Annotated in this window: 12 protein-coding genes; 5 read left to right on the top strand and 7 right to left on the bottom strand. The window is 73.0% G+C overall.

Annotation, left to right across the window (positions count from 1 at the left end; all coding sequences use genetic code 11):
- Positions 1-52 precede the first annotated feature (52 nt).
- Together GA0070623_RS07670 and GA0070623_RS07665 are read right to left on the bottom strand one after the other, a co-directional pair.
- Complete coding sequence (locus tag GA0070623_RS07670) at positions 53-5,053, bottom strand: tetratricopeptide repeat protein (protein WP_089003961.1); 5,001 nt, start codon at positions 5,051-5,053, stop codon at positions 53-55.
- 3 nt (positions 5,054-5,056) lie between these two features.
- Positions 5,057-5,380, bottom strand: coding sequence for a trypco2 family protein (locus GA0070623_RS07665; protein ID WP_067304279.1), 324 nt, complete (start codon positions 5,378-5,380; stop codon positions 5,057-5,059).
- Positions 5,381-5,666: 286 nt separating this feature from the next.
- On the opposite strand from GA0070623_RS07665, the gene GA0070623_RS07660 reads away from it, so the two are divergent.
- Both GA0070623_RS07660 and GA0070623_RS07655 read left to right on the top strand, forming a co-directional pair.
- The gene (locus GA0070623_RS07660; RefSeq protein ID WP_067304276.1) at positions 5,667-7,898 is read left to right on the top strand and encodes an McrB family protein; all 2,232 of its coding nucleotides are present in this window, start codon (positions 5,667-5,669) and stop codon (positions 7,896-7,898) included.
- Positions 7,889-9,091, top strand: coding sequence for an McrC family protein (locus GA0070623_RS07655; RefSeq protein WP_067304273.1), 1,203 nt, complete (start codon positions 7,889-7,891; stop codon positions 9,089-9,091). Before GA0070623_RS07660 ends, GA0070623_RS07655 begins: the two co-directional genes overlap by 10 nt.
- 110 nt (positions 9,092-9,201) lie before the next feature.
- Here GA0070623_RS07655 and GA0070623_RS07650 read toward each other — a convergent pair whose 3' ends face one another.
- The 5 genes from GA0070623_RS07650 to GA0070623_RS07630 all read right to left on the bottom strand — a co-directional run bounded on the left by GA0070623_RS07650 (position 9,202) and on the right by GA0070623_RS07630 (position 14,741).
- On the bottom strand, positions 9,202-10,470 hold the full coding sequence (locus GA0070623_RS07650) for an extracellular solute-binding protein (RefSeq protein WP_157746960.1): 1,269 nt from the start codon (positions 10,468-10,470) through the stop codon (positions 9,202-9,204).
- Between the two features lie 77 nt (positions 10,471-10,547).
- Positions 10,548-11,588 carry a caspase family protein gene (locus tag GA0070623_RS07645; RefSeq protein WP_157517477.1) on the bottom strand — a complete coding sequence of 347 codons (1,041 nt, stop codon included), beginning with the start codon at positions 11,586-11,588 and terminating at the stop codon, positions 10,548-10,550.
- A complete protein-coding gene (locus GA0070623_RS07640) occupies positions 11,575-12,012 on the bottom strand; it encodes an effector-associated constant component EACC1 (protein WP_067304265.1) in 438 nt (145 codons plus the stop codon). The genes GA0070623_RS07645 and GA0070623_RS07640 overlap by 14 nt, the downstream gene beginning before the upstream one ends.
- A 343-nt stretch (positions 12,013-12,355) precedes the next feature.
- Positions 12,356-13,945 (bottom strand): MFS transporter, encoded by a 1,590-nt coding sequence (locus GA0070623_RS07635; protein ID WP_067304263.1) that lies wholly within the window; start codon positions 13,943-13,945, stop codon positions 12,356-12,358.
- 79 nt (positions 13,946-14,024) lie between these two features.
- Positions 14,025-14,741 (bottom strand): class I SAM-dependent methyltransferase, encoded by a 717-nt coding sequence (locus GA0070623_RS07630; protein ID WP_067304260.1) that lies wholly within the window; start codon positions 14,739-14,741, stop codon positions 14,025-14,027.
- Between the two features lie 96 nt (positions 14,742-14,837).
- Here GA0070623_RS07630 and GA0070623_RS07625 point away from each other — a divergent pair, with 96 nt between their 5' ends.
- The 3 genes from GA0070623_RS07625 to GA0070623_RS07615 all read left to right on the top strand — a co-directional run bounded on the left by GA0070623_RS07625 (position 14,838) and on the right by GA0070623_RS07615 (position 20,365).
- On the top strand, positions 14,838-15,428 hold the full coding sequence (locus GA0070623_RS07625) for a helix-turn-helix domain-containing protein (protein ID WP_067304257.1): 591 nt from the start codon (positions 14,838-14,840) through the stop codon (positions 15,426-15,428).
- Between the two features lie 300 nt (positions 15,429-15,728).
- Entirely contained in the window at positions 15,729-16,061 is a 333-nt protein-coding gene (locus GA0070623_RS07620) for a CU044_2847 family protein (RefSeq protein WP_067304254.1), read from the top strand.
- A 5-nt stretch (positions 16,062-16,066) separates the two neighbouring features.
- Positions 16,067-20,365 carry an nSTAND1 domain-containing NTPase gene (locus GA0070623_RS07615; RefSeq protein WP_067304251.1) on the top strand — a complete coding sequence of 1,433 codons (4,299 nt, stop codon included), beginning with the start codon at positions 16,067-16,069 and terminating at the stop codon, positions 20,363-20,365.
- Positions 20,366-20,543: the final 178 nt, after the last annotated feature.

The raw sequence follows: 20,543 nt of genomic DNA, 5'->3' as shown, positions 1-20,543 counted from the left end.
GGGCGACCGCCGCCGGCTTCCCGGGGCATGGCGGTGGGCGACCGCGTGCCCGCTACAGTCCGTCGATCTCACGACGTACACCGTTCGCTTCGTCGTGCCGCCCCAGGTTGACGAGTACGTCCGCCAACGTCGTCAGGCTGGCGCGCAGTGGCCTGGTGTAGACGGCAGGTCGCTGGGCCGATCTCCGGCGGTAGATCCCGACCGCCTCGGAGAGGGTGGCCAGCGCCTCCTCCCACCGGTCGAGGCCGGTCAGGATGCCACCGAGGTTGCGTAACGACAGGGCGAGGTCGGGTTCGAACGCGCCCGGGTTGGCCGTGGCCAGCCGTCGGCGTACCTCGACGGCCTCGGTGGTGGCGGTCAGGGCCTCCTCCAGCAGCCCCAGGCCGCTGAGCATCGCGCCGAGGTTGTTCAGCGACAGGGCGAGGTCGGGTTCGAACGCGCCCGGGTTGACCGTGGCCAGCCGTCGGCGTACCTCGACGGCCTCGGTCGTGGTGACCAGCGCCTCCGGCAGTCGCCCCAGCTCCGACAGCCGGACGCTGAGATTGTTCAACGAGGTGGCGAGGTTGGGCTCGAACGCGCCCGGGTTGGCCGCGGCCAGCCGTCGGTAGACCGCCACCGCCTCGGTGGCGGCGGCCAGGGCCTCCTCCCCCCGATCCAGCTCCGACAGCCGGATACCGAGGTTGCTCAACGACATGGCGAGGTCGGGTTCGAACGCGCCCGGGTTGACCGCGGCCAAGCGCCGCCGGATCTCCACGGCCTCGGTGGTCGCGGTCAGCGCCTCGGCCCGCCGCTCCAGCTCCGACAGCCGGACACCGAGGTTGTTCAACGACATGCCGAGGCCGGCTTCGAACGCGCCGGGGTGCACGGCGGCCAGTCGCCGGTAGACCTCCACGGCTTCGGTGGCGGCGGTCAGCGCCTCCTCCCATCGCCCCAGCTCCGCCAGCATCGTGCCGAGGTTGTTCAACGACTTGGCGAAGTCGGGTTCGAACGCGCCCGGGTTCCCCGCGGCCAGCCGCCGGTAGACCTCGACCGCCTCGATGGTGGCGGTCAGGGCCTCCGCCCGCCGCCCCAGCCCCGACAGCCGGATCCCGAGGTTGCCCAGCGAGGCGGCGAGGTCGGGTTCGTACGCCTCCGGGTCGGCCGCGGCGAGCCGTCGGCGTACCTCGACGGCCTCGATGGTGACGGTCAGCGCCTCCGCCCGCCGCCCCAGACCGGCCAGCACGGCGCCGAGGTTGTTCAACGACATGGCGAGGTCGGGTTCGGACGCCTCCGGGTCGGCCGCGGCGAGCCGTCGGCGTACCTCGACGGCCTCGATGGTGACGGTCAGCGCCTCCGCCCACCGTCCCAGACCGGCCAGCGTGGTGCCGAGGTTGTTCAACGACATGCCGAGGCCGGCTGCGAACGCGCCCGGGTCCGCCGCGGCCAGCCGCCGGTGGACGTCGACAGCCTCGGTGGTGGCCGCCAGTGCCTCCTCCTGCCGGCCGAGTTCCGACAGTCGGATGCCGAGGTTGTTGAGGAAGCCGGCGAGGTCACGGATGTGGGCGGGTTCGTCGGCGCGGGCCAGGTCGCGCTTGAGGGCGACGGCGTGCTGGCAGTAGGTGAGGGCTTCGGCGCGGCGGCCGATTCCGCTCAGGCGCAGCTCCAGGTGCCAGGCGGTGGTGGCCAGCTCCGCGGCCACGGTGGTGTCGCCGAGCAGGTGGGCCTGCTGGTAGTGGTGGTAGGCCTCGCGGAGGTCGTCGACGTCCTCGTCGGCGGACTGCGGCCACGTCGCGACACGCCACCGCCAGTAGTCGGCGGCGTGTCGGTGTGCCAGGGTCAGGGCGGTGGTGTCGCCCCGGGACCGTTCACGTCGGTGGAGCTCGGACGCGGTCCAGCGGTGGACGAACACGTGTGCCTGCCCGTCGGGGGTGGTCGCGGTGAGCAGACTGCTGGCCGTGCAGGCGCCCAGTGGCGGGGCCAGGTCCACCTCCACCCGGACCGGTGGCGTGGGGCGTACCGCCAGATGCGGGTCGAGCAGCGCCCGCACCGAGGCGGGTAGCCGGGCCGGGTCGATCGGCCCGGGTGGGACCTGTGCCCGGGTGAGGATGTCCTGAACGGTCTGCCGCGCGGAGTGGACGGCGGCGGTGTTCGCGGCATGCGGGTCGGGGACGCCCAGCTGGAAGGCCAGGGCGTGGTGGTCGACGGCCCTGCGGTAGACGGAGGCGCCCCACAGCAGTGCGCGGGCGTGGGGTGTGCGGTCCAGCTGGGTGAGCAGGTCGTCCAGCAGGACGTCGTCGGCGGCCAGCGCGGCGGTCTCGGCCAGCGCGGCGTCGAGACCGCCGTGCTCGGACAGGTAGCGGTCGATGTCGACTGTGGAGTGACCGCGGGCGGCCAGCCGGGCGGCGGCGGCGTTGAGGAGGCGGATCCGCACGTCGGCGAAGCGGGCCTGTCCGCCGGCGAGCAGCGCGTCGAGGTACTCCAGGCAGCGTGGATGCCCACCGACGGACCGCCACACCTGGGCCAGTTGGGTCTCGTCGAGCAGGTCGAGCTGGGGCAGTGCCCAGGCCAGCTTCAGGGTCTCGGCCGCCGACAGCGGCCCGACCGGCTGGAACGTCAGCGCGTACTCGGCGTGCTCGGGCAGGGTGAACCGGTAGCGGCTGGTGATCAGCAGTCGGGCGGCGCCGGCCGAGGCGGCCAGCCGGGCCAGCAGCGCCGCGAGATCCGGGTCCGCCACCTCGCGGCGTCCGTCGTCACCGGCCGGGGTCAGGTTGTCCTCGAAGTTGTCGACGACCAGCAGCACCGGGACGGTGGGCAGCACCTGACCGTCGAGGATCTCCAGCCGACGCCGCCAGCTCAGGTTGCCGTCGTGGGCCTGCCGTAGCCCGGCCAGCACGACAGGGCTGGCCCACACCGGTCGGGAGAGCCGCAGGTTGTCGGTGACGGCGTCCAGGATCGCGGTGATGACCACGTCGACACCGACCTCGTTGCGCACGACCGCCACCAGCCGGGACGGGTCGGCCTCGACGATCCGGGCGATCAGCTCGTCGGCCAGGGTGGTCTTGCCGACCCCACCGACGCCGTGCAGCACCACACCGGCGGTCGACCGACCCAGGAGCCGGGCCGGCAGCCGTCGCTGCTCCCAGCGACGCCCGACGACGTCCCCGGGCTGACGGCGCAGCACCCCGGCGGCGGTCGGGGTGGTGACCCCGACCAGGCCGGGCCGGGCCGGATCGAGCACCGGGAACCAGCCCACCCCGGCCAGTACGCTGACCGCCGCCCACTCACCCAGCCCCGGCGACCGCCCGGCACCGTCCACCGTCGACTGTCCCAGCTCCTGCTGAACCTCGCGGCGGGCCTGGGCAGCCGCGGCGATCACGTCCGCGCCGGGGTCGGCGGCCACGTTCTCGTAGATCTTGGCGAACATGCGGGTCGCGTACACGTCGGTGATCGCGGTCTGGCTCGCGATCACCACACTCGCGCCGGCCGCCAGCAGACCCGCCGCGAACGACCCGCCGCCGACGGACGACACCCCCGCCTCGGCGCCGGTGTAGCAGGCCGCCAACACGGCCACCGGCGGCATCCGCCCCACCGGGATCGCCTCCCGGACGAACGTGTCGACGTCCACCCGCCGGGCCGCGCCGGCCTCGTCCTCCAGCTCCACCACGCCCGGCCCGCCGTGACCGGACAGGTGCAGCACGTGTGCCGGCCACTCGGTCAACGCCGCCCGGATTTCCCTCGTCGTGGCGAAGTGCACGATCCGCACCGCGGCCTCGTGCGCCCGCGCGCCCCGTACCGCCTGCACGACGTTGCGCAGCTCCCGCTCGTAGTCGAGCAGCCCGCCACCGCCCGACAGCGGCGAGGAGATCGCCACCACGATCCGCAACGGACCGCCCGTCGGCGTCGTCGTCCCGGTGCCGACCCGGCGGTACAGCCGAACCCCACCGTCCAGGGCCAACGCCGAACCCTCACCCGGCAGCCACAACGTCTCCCACGGCAGCCGGGCCAGCTCACCGTCCACCTGCACACCCAGCCGCACCGGGAGGTCCCGGGCTCGCGCCCGCGCGTACTCCTGACGCAGGCCCGTGACGACCGCCTCGGGCAGCAGATCCGCCGCCAACAACCGCCCCACCGCCCCGGCCGCCACCCCGACCGGATCCTCCACCGCCGCCCCGGTACCCCGGACACCGACCAGATCCGCCCGTGCCCGGACCAGGCGGGCCACCGCGTCCGCCAGCTCGGGCGACACCCCCCGATGCCGCCCCGACACCACGACCTGCCCGCCGGTCAGCGCGACCCCGCCGTCCCCGCCGACCCGCAGCACCAGATCGACCGCCGCCGGCTCCGTCACCACCCGGCCCGCACCCGCACCGTCCTCGGCGAGCACGTCCACCAACGACCCCGCACCCGGCCCCAGCAGCTCGCCAGGGCCGTCCTGGCCGGAGAAGCAGTGCTCGATCCGGACCGCGGTCAGGAACCCCGGCCCCTCCCGCCGGTGATGGGCCGACACCACACCCACCACGCACCCGGCGACCCACACCGCAGCCCCCGACATCGCCTCCCACGGCGACACACCCGCCTGCGGATCCGCAGCGGGCGGGTCGACCCTGATCTCCAGGGTCCGCGACTTCGGATTGGACAACCCGGCGATCGACCCCACCGCGTGGTGCGCCTCCCGCACGGGCACACCGTCGGGCGTCGTGCGCAGCTTCCACCGGGGAAACCCGACCACGTGCGTCGGCACCTGCTGCGCCGTCGCCGTCAACCGCCCGAAGCGGACCGGCACCACCGACACCCCGTCGACCCGCGCCAACCGCACCAACGCCACGTCCGCCGTGGGGTCACACCACGCCACCGTGCCCGGAGCCGACCACTCACCCGGCTGCTCCGCGTCGAAACGCACCGTCACACCGGTCCCGCCGGTCACTACGTGCGCCGCCGTCAGGACCAGGTCGTCACGCACCCGGTAACCCGAACCCCGACCCGGCGTCCCGTCGCTGCGCACGACGAGCACCTCGGCGACCCGGTGCGCCGCCAGCGCCTCCCACCGCCCCCGCCCGGACACCTCACCATCCACCGATCACCGCTCGCCCTTCTCCGGAGCACCGGAGATCAGCGGCGGCCGGTCCGGCTCGTCCGCCCGGCGCGGCTGCAACACCACCGTGATCCGCTGGGTCACCACCGACGCCCGTCTCTCGCCCCACTCGGCATCCACCACCATCAGCTTCGCCTTCACCCCGGGCTGCGACGACCTCTCCACCGCCACCGTCAGCTCCAGCTCCACCGGCCCGGCCTCGAACCGCAGATCCGTGTGCTCGCCCGCCCACATCGCACGACTCAACTCGTGCCGTACCTGCCAGATCAGATCAGCCAGCTCGACGCCGTCGTCCACCCCGACCCCCATCCTCCACCTCGGACCCGACAGTCAACCGCACACCCGCTACCGACGCCCATGCCGGACATGGCGGAATCCGCCCGGAGTCCGGGATCCGACAGGGCGACCGGCACCGCACACCGACGCCTGAGCCGCCCGACGCCGGCCTCCCGCGACGACGCGTCATCCCAGGTCGGTCGCCGTCCCTGCGGGGTCGGTCCCCGGCCACCCCACCGGTGACCGGCTCCCTCGCCGTGCGCCTACCGTGGGGCCGGACAGGTGGTGCGTCGGTCCGCCTGAACTGACGAGGAGTGCCGTGAACGAGGACGCTGTCTACACCGTCGCCCGCCGGGTGATCGACGCGGGTCTGGCCGGTGACGGGTCGGCCTTCACACCCGGCCGGGCGGTGTGGACGGCGCAGGCCGCCGACCAGTTGTACGCCCGGTTCGTCCAGCAGCCGAACGCGGGCCGGGGCAGTTTCGTCCGGAAGCTGCAGGGTCAGCTCGCCGGGGCGTCGCCGACGGCGGTCCAGCTCATGGGTGAGCTGATCTACCTGCATCTGCTCCTGCCCCGGGACATCGGCGGCCCGGCGAAACGCGCCGTGATCTCCGGGGCGCTGTCCCTGCTGCCCGAGCCGGTCGACATCCCCGCCGACCTGGACACGGTCCTCGACGCGGGCGTCGTCCGCGCCGGCACCGCCTACCTGACGCAGCGCGACCGGCAGCTCGCCTGGCTCGTACGGCTCGTGCGGGCGTGGAAGCACCTGCCCGCCGACCGTCGGCGGGCGGCCCTGCACGACCCCTGGGAGTTCCGGGCCGTGCTGGACGAGCTACCGATCAACAGCGCCTACAGCCAACGCAACATCCTGCTGAACCTCGCCTTCCCCGACACCTTCCCGGCCATTGCCTCCCGGCGGCACAAGAAACTGATCGTGGACGCGTTCGGCGACGAACTGCCCCACCGCACCGGCGACGTCGACCGGGACCTGGCCGGGGTGCACACGGTGCTGTCGGCCCGGGCCGGCACACCGGTCCACTTCTACCAACCACCCTGGGTCGACCGGTGGCGGCAAAAGGCCGCGCCGGCCGGTGACGGCACGGGGCGACGCGGCTGGCTGGTGCGCGGCGCGAAGGTGCACGGGCACAACCTGGTCGGGCAGTGGCTCGCCGAGGGGTTCTGCTCGATCGCCTACCCGGGGCTGCCCGAGTTGAAGCCCGGCCTGTCGAGGGCGGAGCTGGACCAGCGGTTGCGGGAGGAACTGCCGGACTTCTCGCCGTCCCAGCGGGGCCTGCACGTGGGCGTGCTCGACCGGTTCCTCAACCGGATGGGCGTGGGGGACGTGGTGGTCACCGTCGACGGGCCGAAGGTGCACGTCGGCACCGTCGCCGGCCCCGCCACCTGGCTGGACACGCCGGAGGGCCGGTCGAACCGGCGACGGAGGGTCACCTGGGCGAACCCCGACGCACCGCTGACGCGCAACGAACTGTCCCCCGAGGCGCGGGACAAACTGTCCGGTCAGCTCACCGTGTCGGACCTCGGCAGCTACGTCGACGAGTTCGCGGCCCTCGCCGAGCTCGACGACCCGCCGGCGACGGAGGTCGTCGACCCGGTCGAGGTGGCCGAGGTGGAGCTGCCCGAGCCCACCGACGAGCTGGCCGACGAGCTGCTCGTCGACCGGGAGTGGCTCAGCGAGACGGTCGACCTGCTGCGGGAGAAGAAGCAGATCGTGCTGTACGGGCCGCCCGGCACCGGCAAGACCTATCTCGCCCAGGCGCTGGCCCAGTTCCTCACCGGGCAGGCCGACGACGCCCACCGGCTCGTGCAGTTCCACCCCTCGTACTCGTACGAGGACTTCTTCGAGGGTTTCCGCCCCCGGGCCACCGCCGACGGCGGACTCGGCTTCGCGCTCGAACCGGGGCCGCTCAAGCAACTCGTCACCCAGGCGAAGGACGATCCGTCGCAGGTCCACGTCCTGATCATCGACGAGATCAACCGGGCGAACCTCGCCAAGGTCTTCGGGGAGCTGTACTTCCTGCTCGAGTACCGCGACCGCAGCATCCAACTGCAGTACTCACCCAGCGACGACTTCGCCCTCCCACCGAACGTCTACCTGATCGGCACCATGAACACCGCCGACCGCTCCATCGCCCTGGTGGACGCCGCCATGCGCCGCCGGTTCTACTTCCAACCGCTGTTCCCCGGCGAGCCGCCCCTGGACGGGCTGCTCCGCGCGTGGTTGACCAAGCACGACCTTCCCCCCGACCGCGCCGACCTGCTCGACGAACTCAACCGCGTCATCGGCGACCGGGACGCCGCCGTCGGCCCGTCCTACCTGATGACGACCCGGGCCGCCACCGAGAAGGGGCTGACCAGGATCTGGCGGAACGCCATCCTGCCCCTGCTGGAGGAGCGCCACCTCGGCGACGGGGTCGACGTCGACCTCCGCTACGGTCTCGACGCACTCCGCAGACGGCTGCGGCAGCAGACCGCCCCCACCGGGGTTCCGCCCTCCGGCGGACCGGCCGGGGATCCGGCGCAGTGGCACTGATCAGCCTCCGGGAGCACCAGACGTACGAGGGTGAGCCGACCACGCCGGCGCTCGCCCGGGCGATGGGCGCCACCGGGCTCGTCGACACCGCACTCACCCTCGACGGGCGGCTCCGGCTGCGATCCGGCTCCCGGGTGGGCGCGGTCCGCGTCACCGCCGCCGACGACCACCTGGAGCTGCACGTACGGCCGAAGGTCGGCATCGCGCGGCTGCTCTGGCTGCTCGGCTACGCGCGGGATCCCGGCGGCTGGCGTACCGAACCGGTCGGCCTGACCCCCGACCAGGACCTGGTGCCCGCGATGGCGGTCGCCTTCGCCACCGCCGCGTCCCGAGCTCTCGCGCCCGGGGTGTTGTCCGGGTACCGCACCGTCGAGGCGGCGACGCCGCTGGTGCGCGGCCGGATCAGGGAGGCGGACCAGCTGCGCGCCCGGCCGGGGCTGGCCCTGCCGGTGGAGGTGCGCTACGACGACTACGTCCCGGACGTACCGGAGAACCGGATCCTGTTGTCGGCGGTACGCCGCCTGCACCGGCTCCCCGGTGTTCCACCGGCCACCCGCAACGCCCTGCACCGCCTCGCGGGCGCACTCGCCGACGTCACCCCCCTCACGCCGGGTACCCCCGTGCCCCGGACCGTGCCCAACCGGTTCACCGCCCGCTACCAGCCGGCGCTACGGCTCGCCCGGCTGATCCTGGCCGGGGCCGGCATAGAACACGTCCCGGGGTCGACCTCGGCGACCGGCTTCGTGTTCGACCTCAACACGGTCTTCGAGGACTGGTTGACCACCGCCCTCGGCGACGCGCTCACCACCCGCCACGGCGGGACCGTCGCCCGCCAGCACCCGGTGCGCCTCGACCACGACCATCTGCTGCCCCTGGTCAGGCCGGACATCACCTGGTGGGACGGGCGACGGTGCCTGGCCGTCATCGACGCCAAGTACAAGACACCCGGCAGCACCCCGCCCCGCGACGACGTCTACCAGCTGCTCGCCTACTGCACCACGCTCCGGCTGACCCACGGCCACCTCGTCTACGCCGCGACCGGAGCAGGGCCGGCGAGCTACCGACTGCACGGCAGCGGGGTGCGGATCAGGGTGCACCGGCTCGACCTGTCGGCTCCGCTGCAGCACCTGCACGAGCAGGTAGAGCGGATCGCCGCGGCGGTGGCGACCGCTCAGCGGTGCCCGGACGCCTGACCGGTCGTTGGGCGGCCGGGACGTCGACGTCGAGATGCCCGACGGTGAGGTGGGCGGGTCGCGAATCTGGGCCTGCCGCGTCCGCCCCGTCGGCCGTCCGACCGGCCGGCTCAGCTCAGCGCGGCATCCATCACCCGCTCGAAGTTCGGATCGAGTGGCCTGTCGTCCGTGACGACCGGGTACAGGTACCTGAGGATGACTTCGGAAACTTCGTGGTAGTCCGGCGTGATGGGGCGGGGCCGGGCATCCTCGACCGCGTCGCGCAGCACGGTGAGATACGGGATGCGGTCCTGCACCAGCGGTTCCTCGTAGGTTTTCTGGGTGGTCGGTACGAAGCTCCCCTCGAGCAGGAGCTTCTGCTGCGTCTCGGCACTGGTGAGAAACTTGATCAGTTCGATCGCCTGGGCCTTGTGCCGGCTCTTCTGGGCCACCGCCAGGTTCTGCCCACCGAGGATGCCGGGTCCGAACAGGCTGCGTACCTGGGGCTTCCGCTGGATCTCGCCGAACCATACCGGCCAGTTGCGCATGGCGACGGCTTCCTCGCGCTTGAAGGCCAGGGCGGTGTCCTTCTCGGCGGATTCGTTACCGTCGTCGCGGTACCAGAGCTGGCCGTCGCGCACCTTGCCCCGCACCACTGTCAGCGCCTTCTCCCACTCCGCCTGGACGACCTTCGGGCGGCTGCCGTCCGCGTTCAACAGGTTCTCGTTGACCTCCAGCAACTGTTCGAGGACGTTCACCACGAAAGCCTCGTCCGGGCTGAGCTGGATGGCGACCCTACGGCTCCCGGCGGGGGCGGCGGCCAGTATCCTGGGCAGCTCCTCCGCCTTGTTCGGAACAGTGGTGCCCGCCTGGAAGAAGAGCAGACCGACATCCGAGTTGTACGGCAGTGCGTACAACCTGTCCTGCCAGTAGCAGGTCAGCAGGGGCTTGGTGAGGAACCCCTCGCGGACTTCGTTGGTGATCGGATTGGGAATGTCCGGTGCCTTCTCGTCCAGTGCGACGAGCAGTGGACTCCCCTGCGCCTTGGCGTCCGCGAACTCTGCCAGGTGGACGGAATCAAGGTTCACGATGTCGACGCGCTCCGGTGCCGCGGGATCGAGATAATCACGGAACTTGGCGCGTTGAACATCGGTGTTGCCCTCGACTTCGAAGATGTCCGCAGGAATGTCCGGGTGCTTGGCGTTCCAGTCCTTGACCGCCTGCTCCCGGGCCTTCTTCTTACTTTCGTCGGCCCCACTGGCGATGAGCAGTTTATCTCCGGGCGGAAGCGGAGCGAACGGATCGGTCGTCGGGTCGGCCACCGGCGACACGTGCGTCGGCGCGGGTGTGGGTCCGGGTGACCCGGACGTGGGGAGGAACGTGGCCGAGAACGCGGTCATGACGACCCCGACTACGGTCGCCGCGGCGAGCGGGAGAAGGGGAGGCGACAGCGACCCCGATGGTCTCGTCGGCAGGTTCATGAGATCGTCCGGCTTCCCGTGGCGGTGGGCTGACGGCCGGTGCGCGTCAGCCACGCGCCGGTGGCGAAGAAGGCCGCGCAGGCCAGCAGGCTGGTGACGATCCCGGCGCGCAGCGCCCAGACCTCGGAGTGACCGGACCGCGTGATGGTGGCACAGGCCACCCCGATGGCGAGTGACCAGAGCAGGCCCCAGGCCAGGTGCGGCAGCGTCAGCCGGGGGTCGCGCGCGGCCGGCGGCGATTCCGGCTCCGTGAGGCTGTCCAGCAAGCCGGCGATGGTCGCCGGGTGGGCGTAGTTCTTGAAGATCGGCCGCCGGCCGGCGTACCCGTGGGCCTGTCTGGTCGGCAGGGGGAGACCGCTGGCCTCCAGGCGTTCGTGGGTCCGCGCGGCGACCTCCTCGATGCTCACGAACGGCCCTGCGCCCGGTACGCCGTCCTTGCCCAGCACCCCGACGAGTTCGTTGGTGAAGGCCGTGAGCCCGGTCGCGGAGTCGGCGCGGGCGGCCCGGTTGGGGCCGGTGGCGGCGAGCACGAACGTGCCCTCGATCGCGAGGTGGCCGTTGAGCGACCCCATGGTCCGGGTCGCGTTGCCGGCGTAGCAGCAGTCCAGCACGAGGATCTTGTTCGGGGCGCCGCAGTGGATGAGGGCGTCCCGCAGGTGCCGGTACTCCAGCGCGGTGGCCTGCCGGTCCTCGGCCGAGCCGGAGTGCGTGAGGTACAGCTCGTCCGGGTTCGTCGAGGAGCAGAACCCGTGCCCGGCGTAGTACACGAACAGGGTGCCGCGGCACTGCGTGCCGGCGCTCTCGATGGCCGTCAGGATCTCGTCCGCCGAGGTCGGGTTCATCACCGCCAGGCACCGCACCGGTGCCAGCCCCCACGGCACGTCCTGCCGCAGCATCGACCCCAGCTTGGCCACGTTGGCGGAGACGCCGGGGAGGTTCCGGCCGCGGTAGGACGGGTGCCGATAGGTGGCGGTGCCGATCAGCACGGCGTGTGACACGGCCGGGTCACCCACGGGATGGCGGTCAGCGTTCGTCATCGTCGGCCTCCGCTGGCGCCGCCTCGGCCGCCGGCGGCGAACTCGGGCCGGCGGAAGCCACCGGGTCGCCGAGGACGGTGACTTCTCCCTGGTAGATGATCGTGACCACGAGATCGCTCCGGCCCTTGACCGCGCGGGCCTCCCGCCACGCCTCGACCGCCACGACCAGCTGGCCCAGCCCGAGGACCGACTGGAGGATCACCAGCAGGGTGTCCAGGTCCCCGGCGCCCATCCGGGTGCCGTCCGGATCGTCCTGCGGCCGCAGCCGGGAGACCGGCCACCCGCCGCCGAACACGGGGTTTCCCCGGAGCCACTTGGCCAGCGCGTCGAGCTCCCGGTCCGCCCCGCGTCCGGCGACCTGGAGGCGCACCGAACCGGCCGGTCCGATGTCCGGAACGTCGGATGTCGGCGTGACAGCGCCCATGTGGATCAGCTCCTGAATGCCGATCTGAAAGGATCGTGACTTTATCATCCTGCCCGACGTCAAACCGAATTCCAGCTGCGTCACTGTGTGATCGCGAATTCATGATCACGAATCATCGCCCGACCGCCGAGGAAATAATATGAAAAATATTACACGAGGTGGAGATGGGTGAATGTGGTGATGGACGTGCCCGCCGGGCCGGGTCAGGAATCCGACACCTGGTCGGCGGAGGTGTGGCCGAGGCTGTCGGGAAAAGATAATCATGGGAATGGCGTCTTGGGTAATCCCGGGAGTTTCACCGAGCCGGCTGACGCCCGCCTATGTGGCGGGCGTCGTCCCCCGCTCACCCGGCGACGGTGTCGCCGGTCGGGTGCGCGGGTGCCGGTGGGGTGGACGCGGTACGTCGCGGACCCCGGGCCAGGACGTGGACGAAGAGGATCGTCATGACGGCGACTCCCGTCCACATGGCCTGTCGCCAGCCGTCGACGAACGACTCCTGAGCGGCCCGGACCAGGGCAGGCGCCTGCGGGCCGGCGGTGTCGGCGGCGTCCAGGGCGTTGGCGATGCCCGCGCGCGCGGTGTCGGCGGTGTCGGCGGGGACCGCGTCGAGGCGGGGGCCGATCGCGGTGCGGTAGCCGACGGCCAGGACCGCTCCGAGCAGGGCGACGCCGAGGGCGGTGCCGAACTCCCGGGTGACGTCGTTGAGCGCGGACGCGACGCCCTGCCGTTCGCGGGGCAGGGCGGAGGTGATGGCCTCCGTGGCGGGAGTCTGCGTCAGACCCATGCCGAGTCCCATGGCGAGCATGCCGGGCAGGATCGCCGGGTAGCCGCCGTCGACGGAGACGAGGGACGCCATCAACGCCAGGCCGGCACCGCCGAGCAGGACTCCCGCCGCCATCGTCGCCCGGGCTCCGGCACGGGCGGCCACCCGGGGGGCGAGGCCGGCGGCGAGCATCATCGTCGCCGCCATGGGCATGAGCGCGAGGGTGGCGCGCAGCCCGGACCAACCGAGGACGGCCTGGAAGTAGGGGAACAGCACGACGAAGATCCCGGCTTGGACACCGAACAGGGTCAGCAGCGCCAGCGAGCCGCTGGCGAGCCGCCGGTCGCGGAACAGGCGCACGTCGAGCAGGGGTGCCGCCCGGCGTAGTTCCCAGGCGACGAACCCGGCCGCGGCGACGACGCCGACGAGCAGGGCGGCCACGGTGACCGGTGCGGTCCAGCCGTGGACCGGACCCTCGTGCAGGACGTAGATGAGGGCGACCACGGCGAGCGCCGAGGCCAGCGAGCCGCCGAGGTCGAAGCGGTGCGGCGACTCCTCACGGGAGTTGGGCACGGCGCGCAGGGCCGTGACGGTGGCCGCCGCCACGAGTACGACCGGCAGCAGGAACAGCCAGCGCCAGTTCGCCCAGTCGACGAGCACCGCGGACAGGTACATGCCGAGGATGCCGCCGCCGCCGGCGACGCCGGTCCAGACGCCGATGGCCTTGGAGCGTTCCTCGTCCGGGAAGGTCGAGGTGATGACGGCCAGGGTGACCGGCATGATCATCGCGGCGCCGACGCCGGAGAGCAGCCGGGCGGCGATCATCATCTCGGCCGAGGTGGCCAGGCCCGCCGCCGCACTCGCCAGGCCGAAGACCGCCAGGCCGGCGAGCAGGACGGGTCTGCGGCCCACCCGGTCGCCGAGGGCACCGAGCGGGAGCAGCAGCGCGGCCAGGCTGAGGGTGTAGACGTTGATCATCCAGAGGACGGTGCTCTGCGGCGCGCCGAACTCGACGGCGACCTGTGGCTGGGCGACGTTGAGCCCGGAGACCGAGGCGATGACCGCCATCAGGGCGGTGCACACGGCGATCAGGATCGCCCGGCGCTGACGCGGGTCGTGGATCGTGGGGCCGGGGACGCTCACACCGGCAGCGCGGTCAGGGGTAGGCATGCGTGGTCTTCCTTCCGAAGGGCACGACGGGGTACGGCGCCGGGGTGGATCTCGGTCCCGGCGTCGACGAGGTGGTGGGTCAGGGGCGGCGGGTCGCGCGGACGACGACGTCGTGCAGCGTGGCCGACCGGCCGCCGGGTCGGGGGACCGGGCGCTGGTGTTCCTCGGCGGTGACGATCTCCCACCCGACCGTGTCCAGGCCGGCGGTGATGTCGGTGAGGGTGACCGTCGCCTCGGCGGGATGGCCGTGGTGGCCGTGGCCGTGATCGTGGTGGCCGTGGCCGTGGCCGTGGCCGTGATCGTGGCCGTGGCCGGACCGCGCCGGCAGCGCGGCAGTGGTGGTGCCGGGGCCGGCGGTGTGCAGGTGGCCGACGATCAGCAGGGTGCCGCCGGGGGCCACCCAGTCGCCGAGGCGCCGGTAGAAGGCGAGCTGCGGCATCGCGGGATGTGCATAGTGGGTGGTGACCAGGTCGAAACGCGTGCCCGGCTCCCAGACGGTCAGGTCCGCCTCCACCCACCGGACGGCCTCCGCCGGCCCACCGGTGGCGCGGTCGGCGGCGTGGGCGAGGGCGTCGGCGGAGATGTCGGCGGCGGTGACCCGCCAGCCGTGGGCGGCCAGCCAGATCGCCTCGGCGCCGGCGCCGCACCCGGCGTCCAGGGCGGTGCCCGGCGGCAGGCCGGCGGTCTCGCGGGCGAGGTACGGGTTCGGCGGGTTGCCGGCCATCGAGCCGGGCCGGTCGCCGTGGGTCTGCTGCCAGTGCTGTTGCCAGTAGTCCCGGTCGAAGCTGTGCGTCATCTGAGCTGCCCTTTCCCCGCCGTCACCGGTCGTGGTCGATCCTGGGCGGCCCGAGGAAGAGGCGCAAAGATTCTTGCCGAATGGCAAAATGGCCGGATGGACGAGAACCTGGAACGCACCCTCGACGCGGTGGGACCACGGTTGAAGCAGCTGCGGCTGCGCCGCAACGTCACCCTCACCGAGCTGGCCGAGGAGACCGGCATCTCCGCCAGCACCCTGTCGCGCCTCGAAGCCGGCCTACGACGTCCCACGCTCGAACAGATGCTCCCGCTGGCCCGCGCCCACAGCGTCACCATCGACGAACTCGTCGACGCGCCACCGACCGGCGATCCCCGGATCAACCTGCGCCCCATAGCCGCCGGTGACGGGTCCACCATCCTGCCCCTGACCCGCCGGCCCGGCGGTATCCAGGCCTACAAGTTCGTCCTGCCGGCCGGCGCCGACGACCGCGTTCCCGACCTGCGCACCCACGAGGGCTACGACTGGGTCTACGTGCTCAACGGGAACCTGCGCCTGGTCCTCGGCGACGAGGACATCGTCCTGCGGCCGGGAGAGGCCGCCGAGTTCGACACCCGCATCCCGCACTGGTTCGGCGCCACCGGCTCCGGACCCGTCGAGTTCCTCAGCCTGATCGGCAGGCAGGGCGAACGCGCACACGTCCGCGCCGCACCGGGCACGCCCCACTGAGCAGCCGTCCGACGGCCGCCGGAAGCGTCGTGGGCGCCGCACCCGGGCGCGCCGAGTTCGTCGCCCTGTGGTCATTGCCGGCGCGTCGGTCGTCGGTGACCCGACCTGGCCGGTCGAGGGCGTACGGCCGGGCGTGCCGAACACGGCCGCCACGACCGGCGGTCGACCGACGACGGGTGTCCACTGCGCTCGGTCATCACTTGTTAGGCTGACGTCGGTGACGGTCAGTCACCCGAGGGGAGTCGGCTGTCCGGCCTGGTGTCAGTCACCCCGGGGCGGGGCGACGGGAAGTGGAGTGACATGGTCGAGTTCCTGGCGGTCCCGCTGGACGACGGCGGGACGGTGCTCGTGGAGGTCGACGAGGTGGAGGGCCGTCCCGGTGTGGTGAAGGCCGGCCGTCCCGGCGAGGTACTGACCCGAGCCGCACAGAGTATGGAGGCCGCGTTGCAGCCGGTGACGGCGGCGGCCCGCGCCGCGCTCGGCGAACTGCGCAGGGTCCAGCCCGACGAGGTCACCATCGAGTTCGGCGTGCAGTTCCGTACCGAGCTCGGCGCGGTGATAGCCCGGTCGAGCGGCGAGTGCAACCTCAAGGTGACCATGCGGTGGAGCGCCCCTGCCGAGCGGACCGCCTGAGCCCGATGAGGGGTCCGGCGGGCCGGGGCGACGACGGGCGACTGGACGGGGCCGACGCGTCGGCGGGCTTCGTCCAGGGCGTGGTCCAGATCCTGGACGGTGCGGGCCGGGCGGCCGGTGCCGGATTCCTGGTGGCCGACGGGCTGCTCGTCACCTGCGCCCACGTCCTCGCCAGCGGTCCGGGTCCGCACCCGGACGGTCCGGTGCTGGTCCGCTTCCCCGGCCTCGACGACCAGCCCCGGCAAGCCCGGGTGTCCACGCCGCACTGGCGGACGCCCGGCGCGGGCGACGTGGCGTTCCTGCGGATGGCTGACCCGGCCCCGGCGTCGGCCCGGCCGCTGCCGCTCGGCACCGCCGGCGCGGGCCGGCGTCCGGTGAAGACATACGGCTTCCCCACCAACGCACCGGACGCCGGCCAGTACGGGTACGCCGTGACCGGCGACCGGATCCGTAGCGGCAACGACGTCGAGCTGCTGCAACTGACCGACTGCACCGAGGTGACGGAGGGGTTCAGCGGGGCGCCGGTGGTCGACGAACAGACGGGCCTGGTGATCGGGATGGTCGACTCCATCGCCGCCCCGGACCGGCACGGTCGTGGACGCTCCACCGGCTACGTCACCCCGACCGAGACCCTGTGGACAGTCCACCCGGACCTACGGCCCGCACATGTCTGCCCGTACCCGGGGCTGCGCGCCTTTACCACCGCGGACGCGGCGTGGTTCCACGGCCGGGACCGGGCGGTCGCCGCGGTGCTGGCCAGTATCGACCGGTACCCGCCCTTCGTCGCCCTGCTCGGGCCGTCGGGCAGCGGCAAGTCCTCCCTGGTGCGGGCCGGCGTACGGCCGACGCTGGAGCGGGCCGGGCTGCCCGGCAGCGACCGCTGGGACTGGGTGGTCGCGAGGCCCGGCCAGGACCCGTACCTGAGCCTGACCCGGGCGGGCCTGCCGGACGCCGGGGCCGGACTGGCCTCGGCGGTACGTCGCTGGCGGGACCGGAAACCGGACGCTGGACGACTGGTCCTGGTCCTCGACCAGTTCGAGGAGCTGTTGCTGGCCACCGCGGCCGAGCCCCGTGACCGGCTGCTGCGGGAGCTGGTGGAGCTACCCGACCGGGCACCCGCCGCGACCGTGCTGCTGACGCTCCGCGACGACTTCTACAGCCGGGTGGCCGCCGCCGCTCCGGCGCTGATGACCCTGGTGGAGCGGGGGCTGGTGAACGTGCCGGCCCGGGTGGAGGCGGTGGATCTCGCCGCCATAGTCGAGCGTCCGGCGCGGACCGTCGGGCTGGCGGTGGAGCCCGGCCTGACCGAGCGGATCGCCCGCGACGCCGCCCGGGTCACCGAAGCGGCGGGCGCGGTCGGGAGCGCGCCGACCACCGTCCTGCCGCTGCTCTCCTCGGCGTTGGCCGAACTGTGGCGGCGCCGGGAGAACGGCCGGCTCACCCACGCCGCCTACGACCGGATCGGCGGCGTGGCCGGCTGGTTGGACCGATGGTGCGACCAGGCGTACGCGGACGCCTGCCAGACGCTACCCGCCGACCGGTCACCACTGGCCCGCCAGCTCATCACCGCCCTCGTCCGCCCCGGTGACGAGGTCGCCGCAGTGCCCGCCACCCGGCAACGGCGCACCCTCGCCGAGCTCGGTGCTGCCGGCCCGGGTCCGGACGTTCCGGAAGCCACTGCGGTGGTGACCGTGCTGGCCGACCGGCGACTGGTCACCACCGGCCGGGATCCCACCACCGGCGCACCCGTGGTGGAACTGGCCCACGAGGCCCTGATCCACCAGTGGGCCGCGCTGCGCCGCTGGCTCGTCGACGACCACGACTTCCTCACCTGGCGGCGAGGCGCGGAGGCTGCCCGCGCTCAGTGGCAGGCCAGTACGCAGGGGCGTGACGGAACCGACCCGGAGTTGCTGCTGCACGGCACCGCCCTGGCCGCCGCCCTGGACTGGGCCGGCCGCCGGCCGCAGGACATCCCGCCGGACCTGGCCGGGTACGTCCGGCTCAGCGCCGCCGCCCAGCAGGATCGGCTGCGCCGGGAGCGCCGCCGTGTCGCGGTGCTGGCCGGGCTGCTCGTCCTCGCGGTGCTGCTCGGCGGGTTCGCCGTCGTGCAGCGGCAGGATGCCCGGCACCAGGCGGCGCAGGCCGCGGCGCAGGCGCGGCGGGCGGACGCCCGCCGGCTGGCCGGAGAGGCGGGCGGACTGGCCGACCGGCAGCCCGACCTGGCGCTGCTGCTCGCCCTGGAACGGCTGCGGACGGACCCTGGCCGGGAAGCCTGGTCGACCCTGGCGTCCCTGCTGTCCCGCCCGCTGGCACCGTCCCGGGTGCTGTACGGGCACCGGGGCACCGTCAGGGGGGTGGCCGTCAGCCCGGACGGAAACCTGCTGGCCAGCGTGGAACCGATTCTCCTCGACGGTCAGCTGTGGCTCTGGGACCTGCGCACCGGGCGGCACGTGAAAACGCTGGCCGGCGGCCAGACCGGCCAGGCCGTCGCCTTCAGCCCGGACGGCCGTTACCTCGCCAGCATGGGTGGGGGCGGCGTCGCCCTGTGGGATCTCAGCCTCGATACGCCGACGGCGCACCAGCTGACCGACCGTGGGGGGTTCCTCGGCGCGGTGGCGTTCAGCCCGGACGGCCGACTGCTCGCCGGCCTCGACGGCGACGGTGCCATCCAGCTCTGGGACGTGGCCAGCCGCGAGCCGTCCGGCGGGCCGCTCGACGCGAAGTCGGGCAACCTCACCGACCTCACCTTCAGCCCGGACGGCCGGCTGCTGGTCAGCGCCAGCGAGGTGGGCATCGTCGACTACTACGAGGTGTCCACCCGCCGGGTCGTCGACCGGCGGCGCATCGTGCGGGGTGCGCTCGCGGTGGCGTTCAGCCCCGACGGGAAGCTCCTCGCGGTCGGCGGCGACGAGGGCGTGGTGCACCTGCTCTCCCCGGACGGTCGGCAGACCGGTGAGATCCGGCTCGCCGCCCCGCTGCGTGACCTGGTGTTCCGACCCGGCCGGTCGACCCTGGTCACCGCCGACTCCCTGGGCGCGGTGCGGGAGTGGGATCCGAGGACCCGGCAGCAGTCCGGACCGACCCTGACCGGGCACGTGGGCGGCGTCGAGTCGCTGGCGGTCGACCGGGACGGCTCGCTGCTGGTCTCCGGCGGAGAGGACCGGCAGATCCGGGTCTGGGGCTCGCCGGTCCGGCAGCCGCTGGGGGCCACCGTCACGGTGGACGCCAGCCGGGTGAACGACGTCGTCTTCAGCCCGGACGGCACGAGGCTGGCCACCGGCGGGTTCGATGGCAGCGTCCGGATCTGGGACGTGGCCAGCCGCCGGCAGGTCGCCGGTCCCTGGAGCCCCGACGGGAAGGTCCTGGACCCGAACGAGGTGTTCAGCGCGAACTCGCAGCACCAGGTGGTGTTCGCTCCGGACGGCCGGTCGCTGACGAGCCGGACCAGCAGCGCGATCTACCGGTGGGAGATCCCCTCCGGGAAACTGCTGGCCTCCCGTCCCGTGCCCGACTCCAGCGGAACGACGGTGCGACTCGCTCCGGACGCCGAGCGGTACGCCGTCAGGTCCGAGGAGGGCGAGATCGCGGTGTGGGAGGTGACCACCGGCCACCCGGTGGGTTCGGCGCGACCCGGCGCCAACGGTTCCTCGCTGGTCTTCCGTGCCGACGGGAGTCAGCTTGCCGCCGAGGGCGAGAAGGTCGGCCAGGTGCGGCTCTGGGATGTCGGCAGCGGTGACCGGATCGCCCAGGGACAGATCCGCGGCGACGGTCCGGGCGGCTTCACCACCGAGGTCACCAGCGTCCTGGCGATCAGTCCGACCGGCGATGCGCTGCTGACCGGGAGTTTTCCGCAACGAGATACCGCTCGGATCTGGCGCCGCTCCGACGCCGAGTTCCGGCATCACCGCCTGCCCGGGCAGGTAGCGGTCAACGCGGCGGCGTTCAGCCCGGACGGCCGCCTCTTCGCCACCGGCGGCGAGGACCGGTCGGTCGTCTTCTGGGCCACCGCCACCGCCGAGCCGGTCGCCGACCCGCTCACCCCGCACCTCAGGCAGGTGAACGCCGTCGCCTTCAGCCCGGACGGCGAGCTGCTGGCCAGCGCCGCCGACGACGGCACCGTCCGGCTCTGGGCCACCCCGGGTACCTGGGTACGCCAGGCGTGTGAACTGGCCGGTCGGAACCTCAGCCGCGCCGAGTGGGACCGCCACGTCCCCGGCCGGCCGTACGTCCGCACCTGCGCGGAGCAGCCGGCCGGCGACGGAGCGCCCGCGCAGGCCCCGGTCGCCGGCTACCCGTCGCCGTAGCGGACGATCACCGGGGGCCGCCGTCGCCTCCGCGCGCGGACCGGCCCGGCGTCGATTGACAGCCGATGGGGGTGCTGCTATTTGTTAATACAGTTTACTGATTATCGCGGTGCCCGCCGGGGCGCACGTCGCGTCCGGGTACCGACCGGCCGGCGGCCCGCCGCCCCTTCCCCGAGGA

Origin of the sequence: Micromonospora rifamycinica (assembly GCF_900090265.1) — a bacterium.
GTDB classification, from domain to species: Bacteria; Actinomycetota; Actinomycetes; order Mycobacteriales; family Micromonosporaceae; genus Micromonospora; species Micromonospora rifamycinica.
Note: the sequence above shows the minus strand (reverse complement) of the source record. Positions and strands in the feature narration are given on the sequence as shown.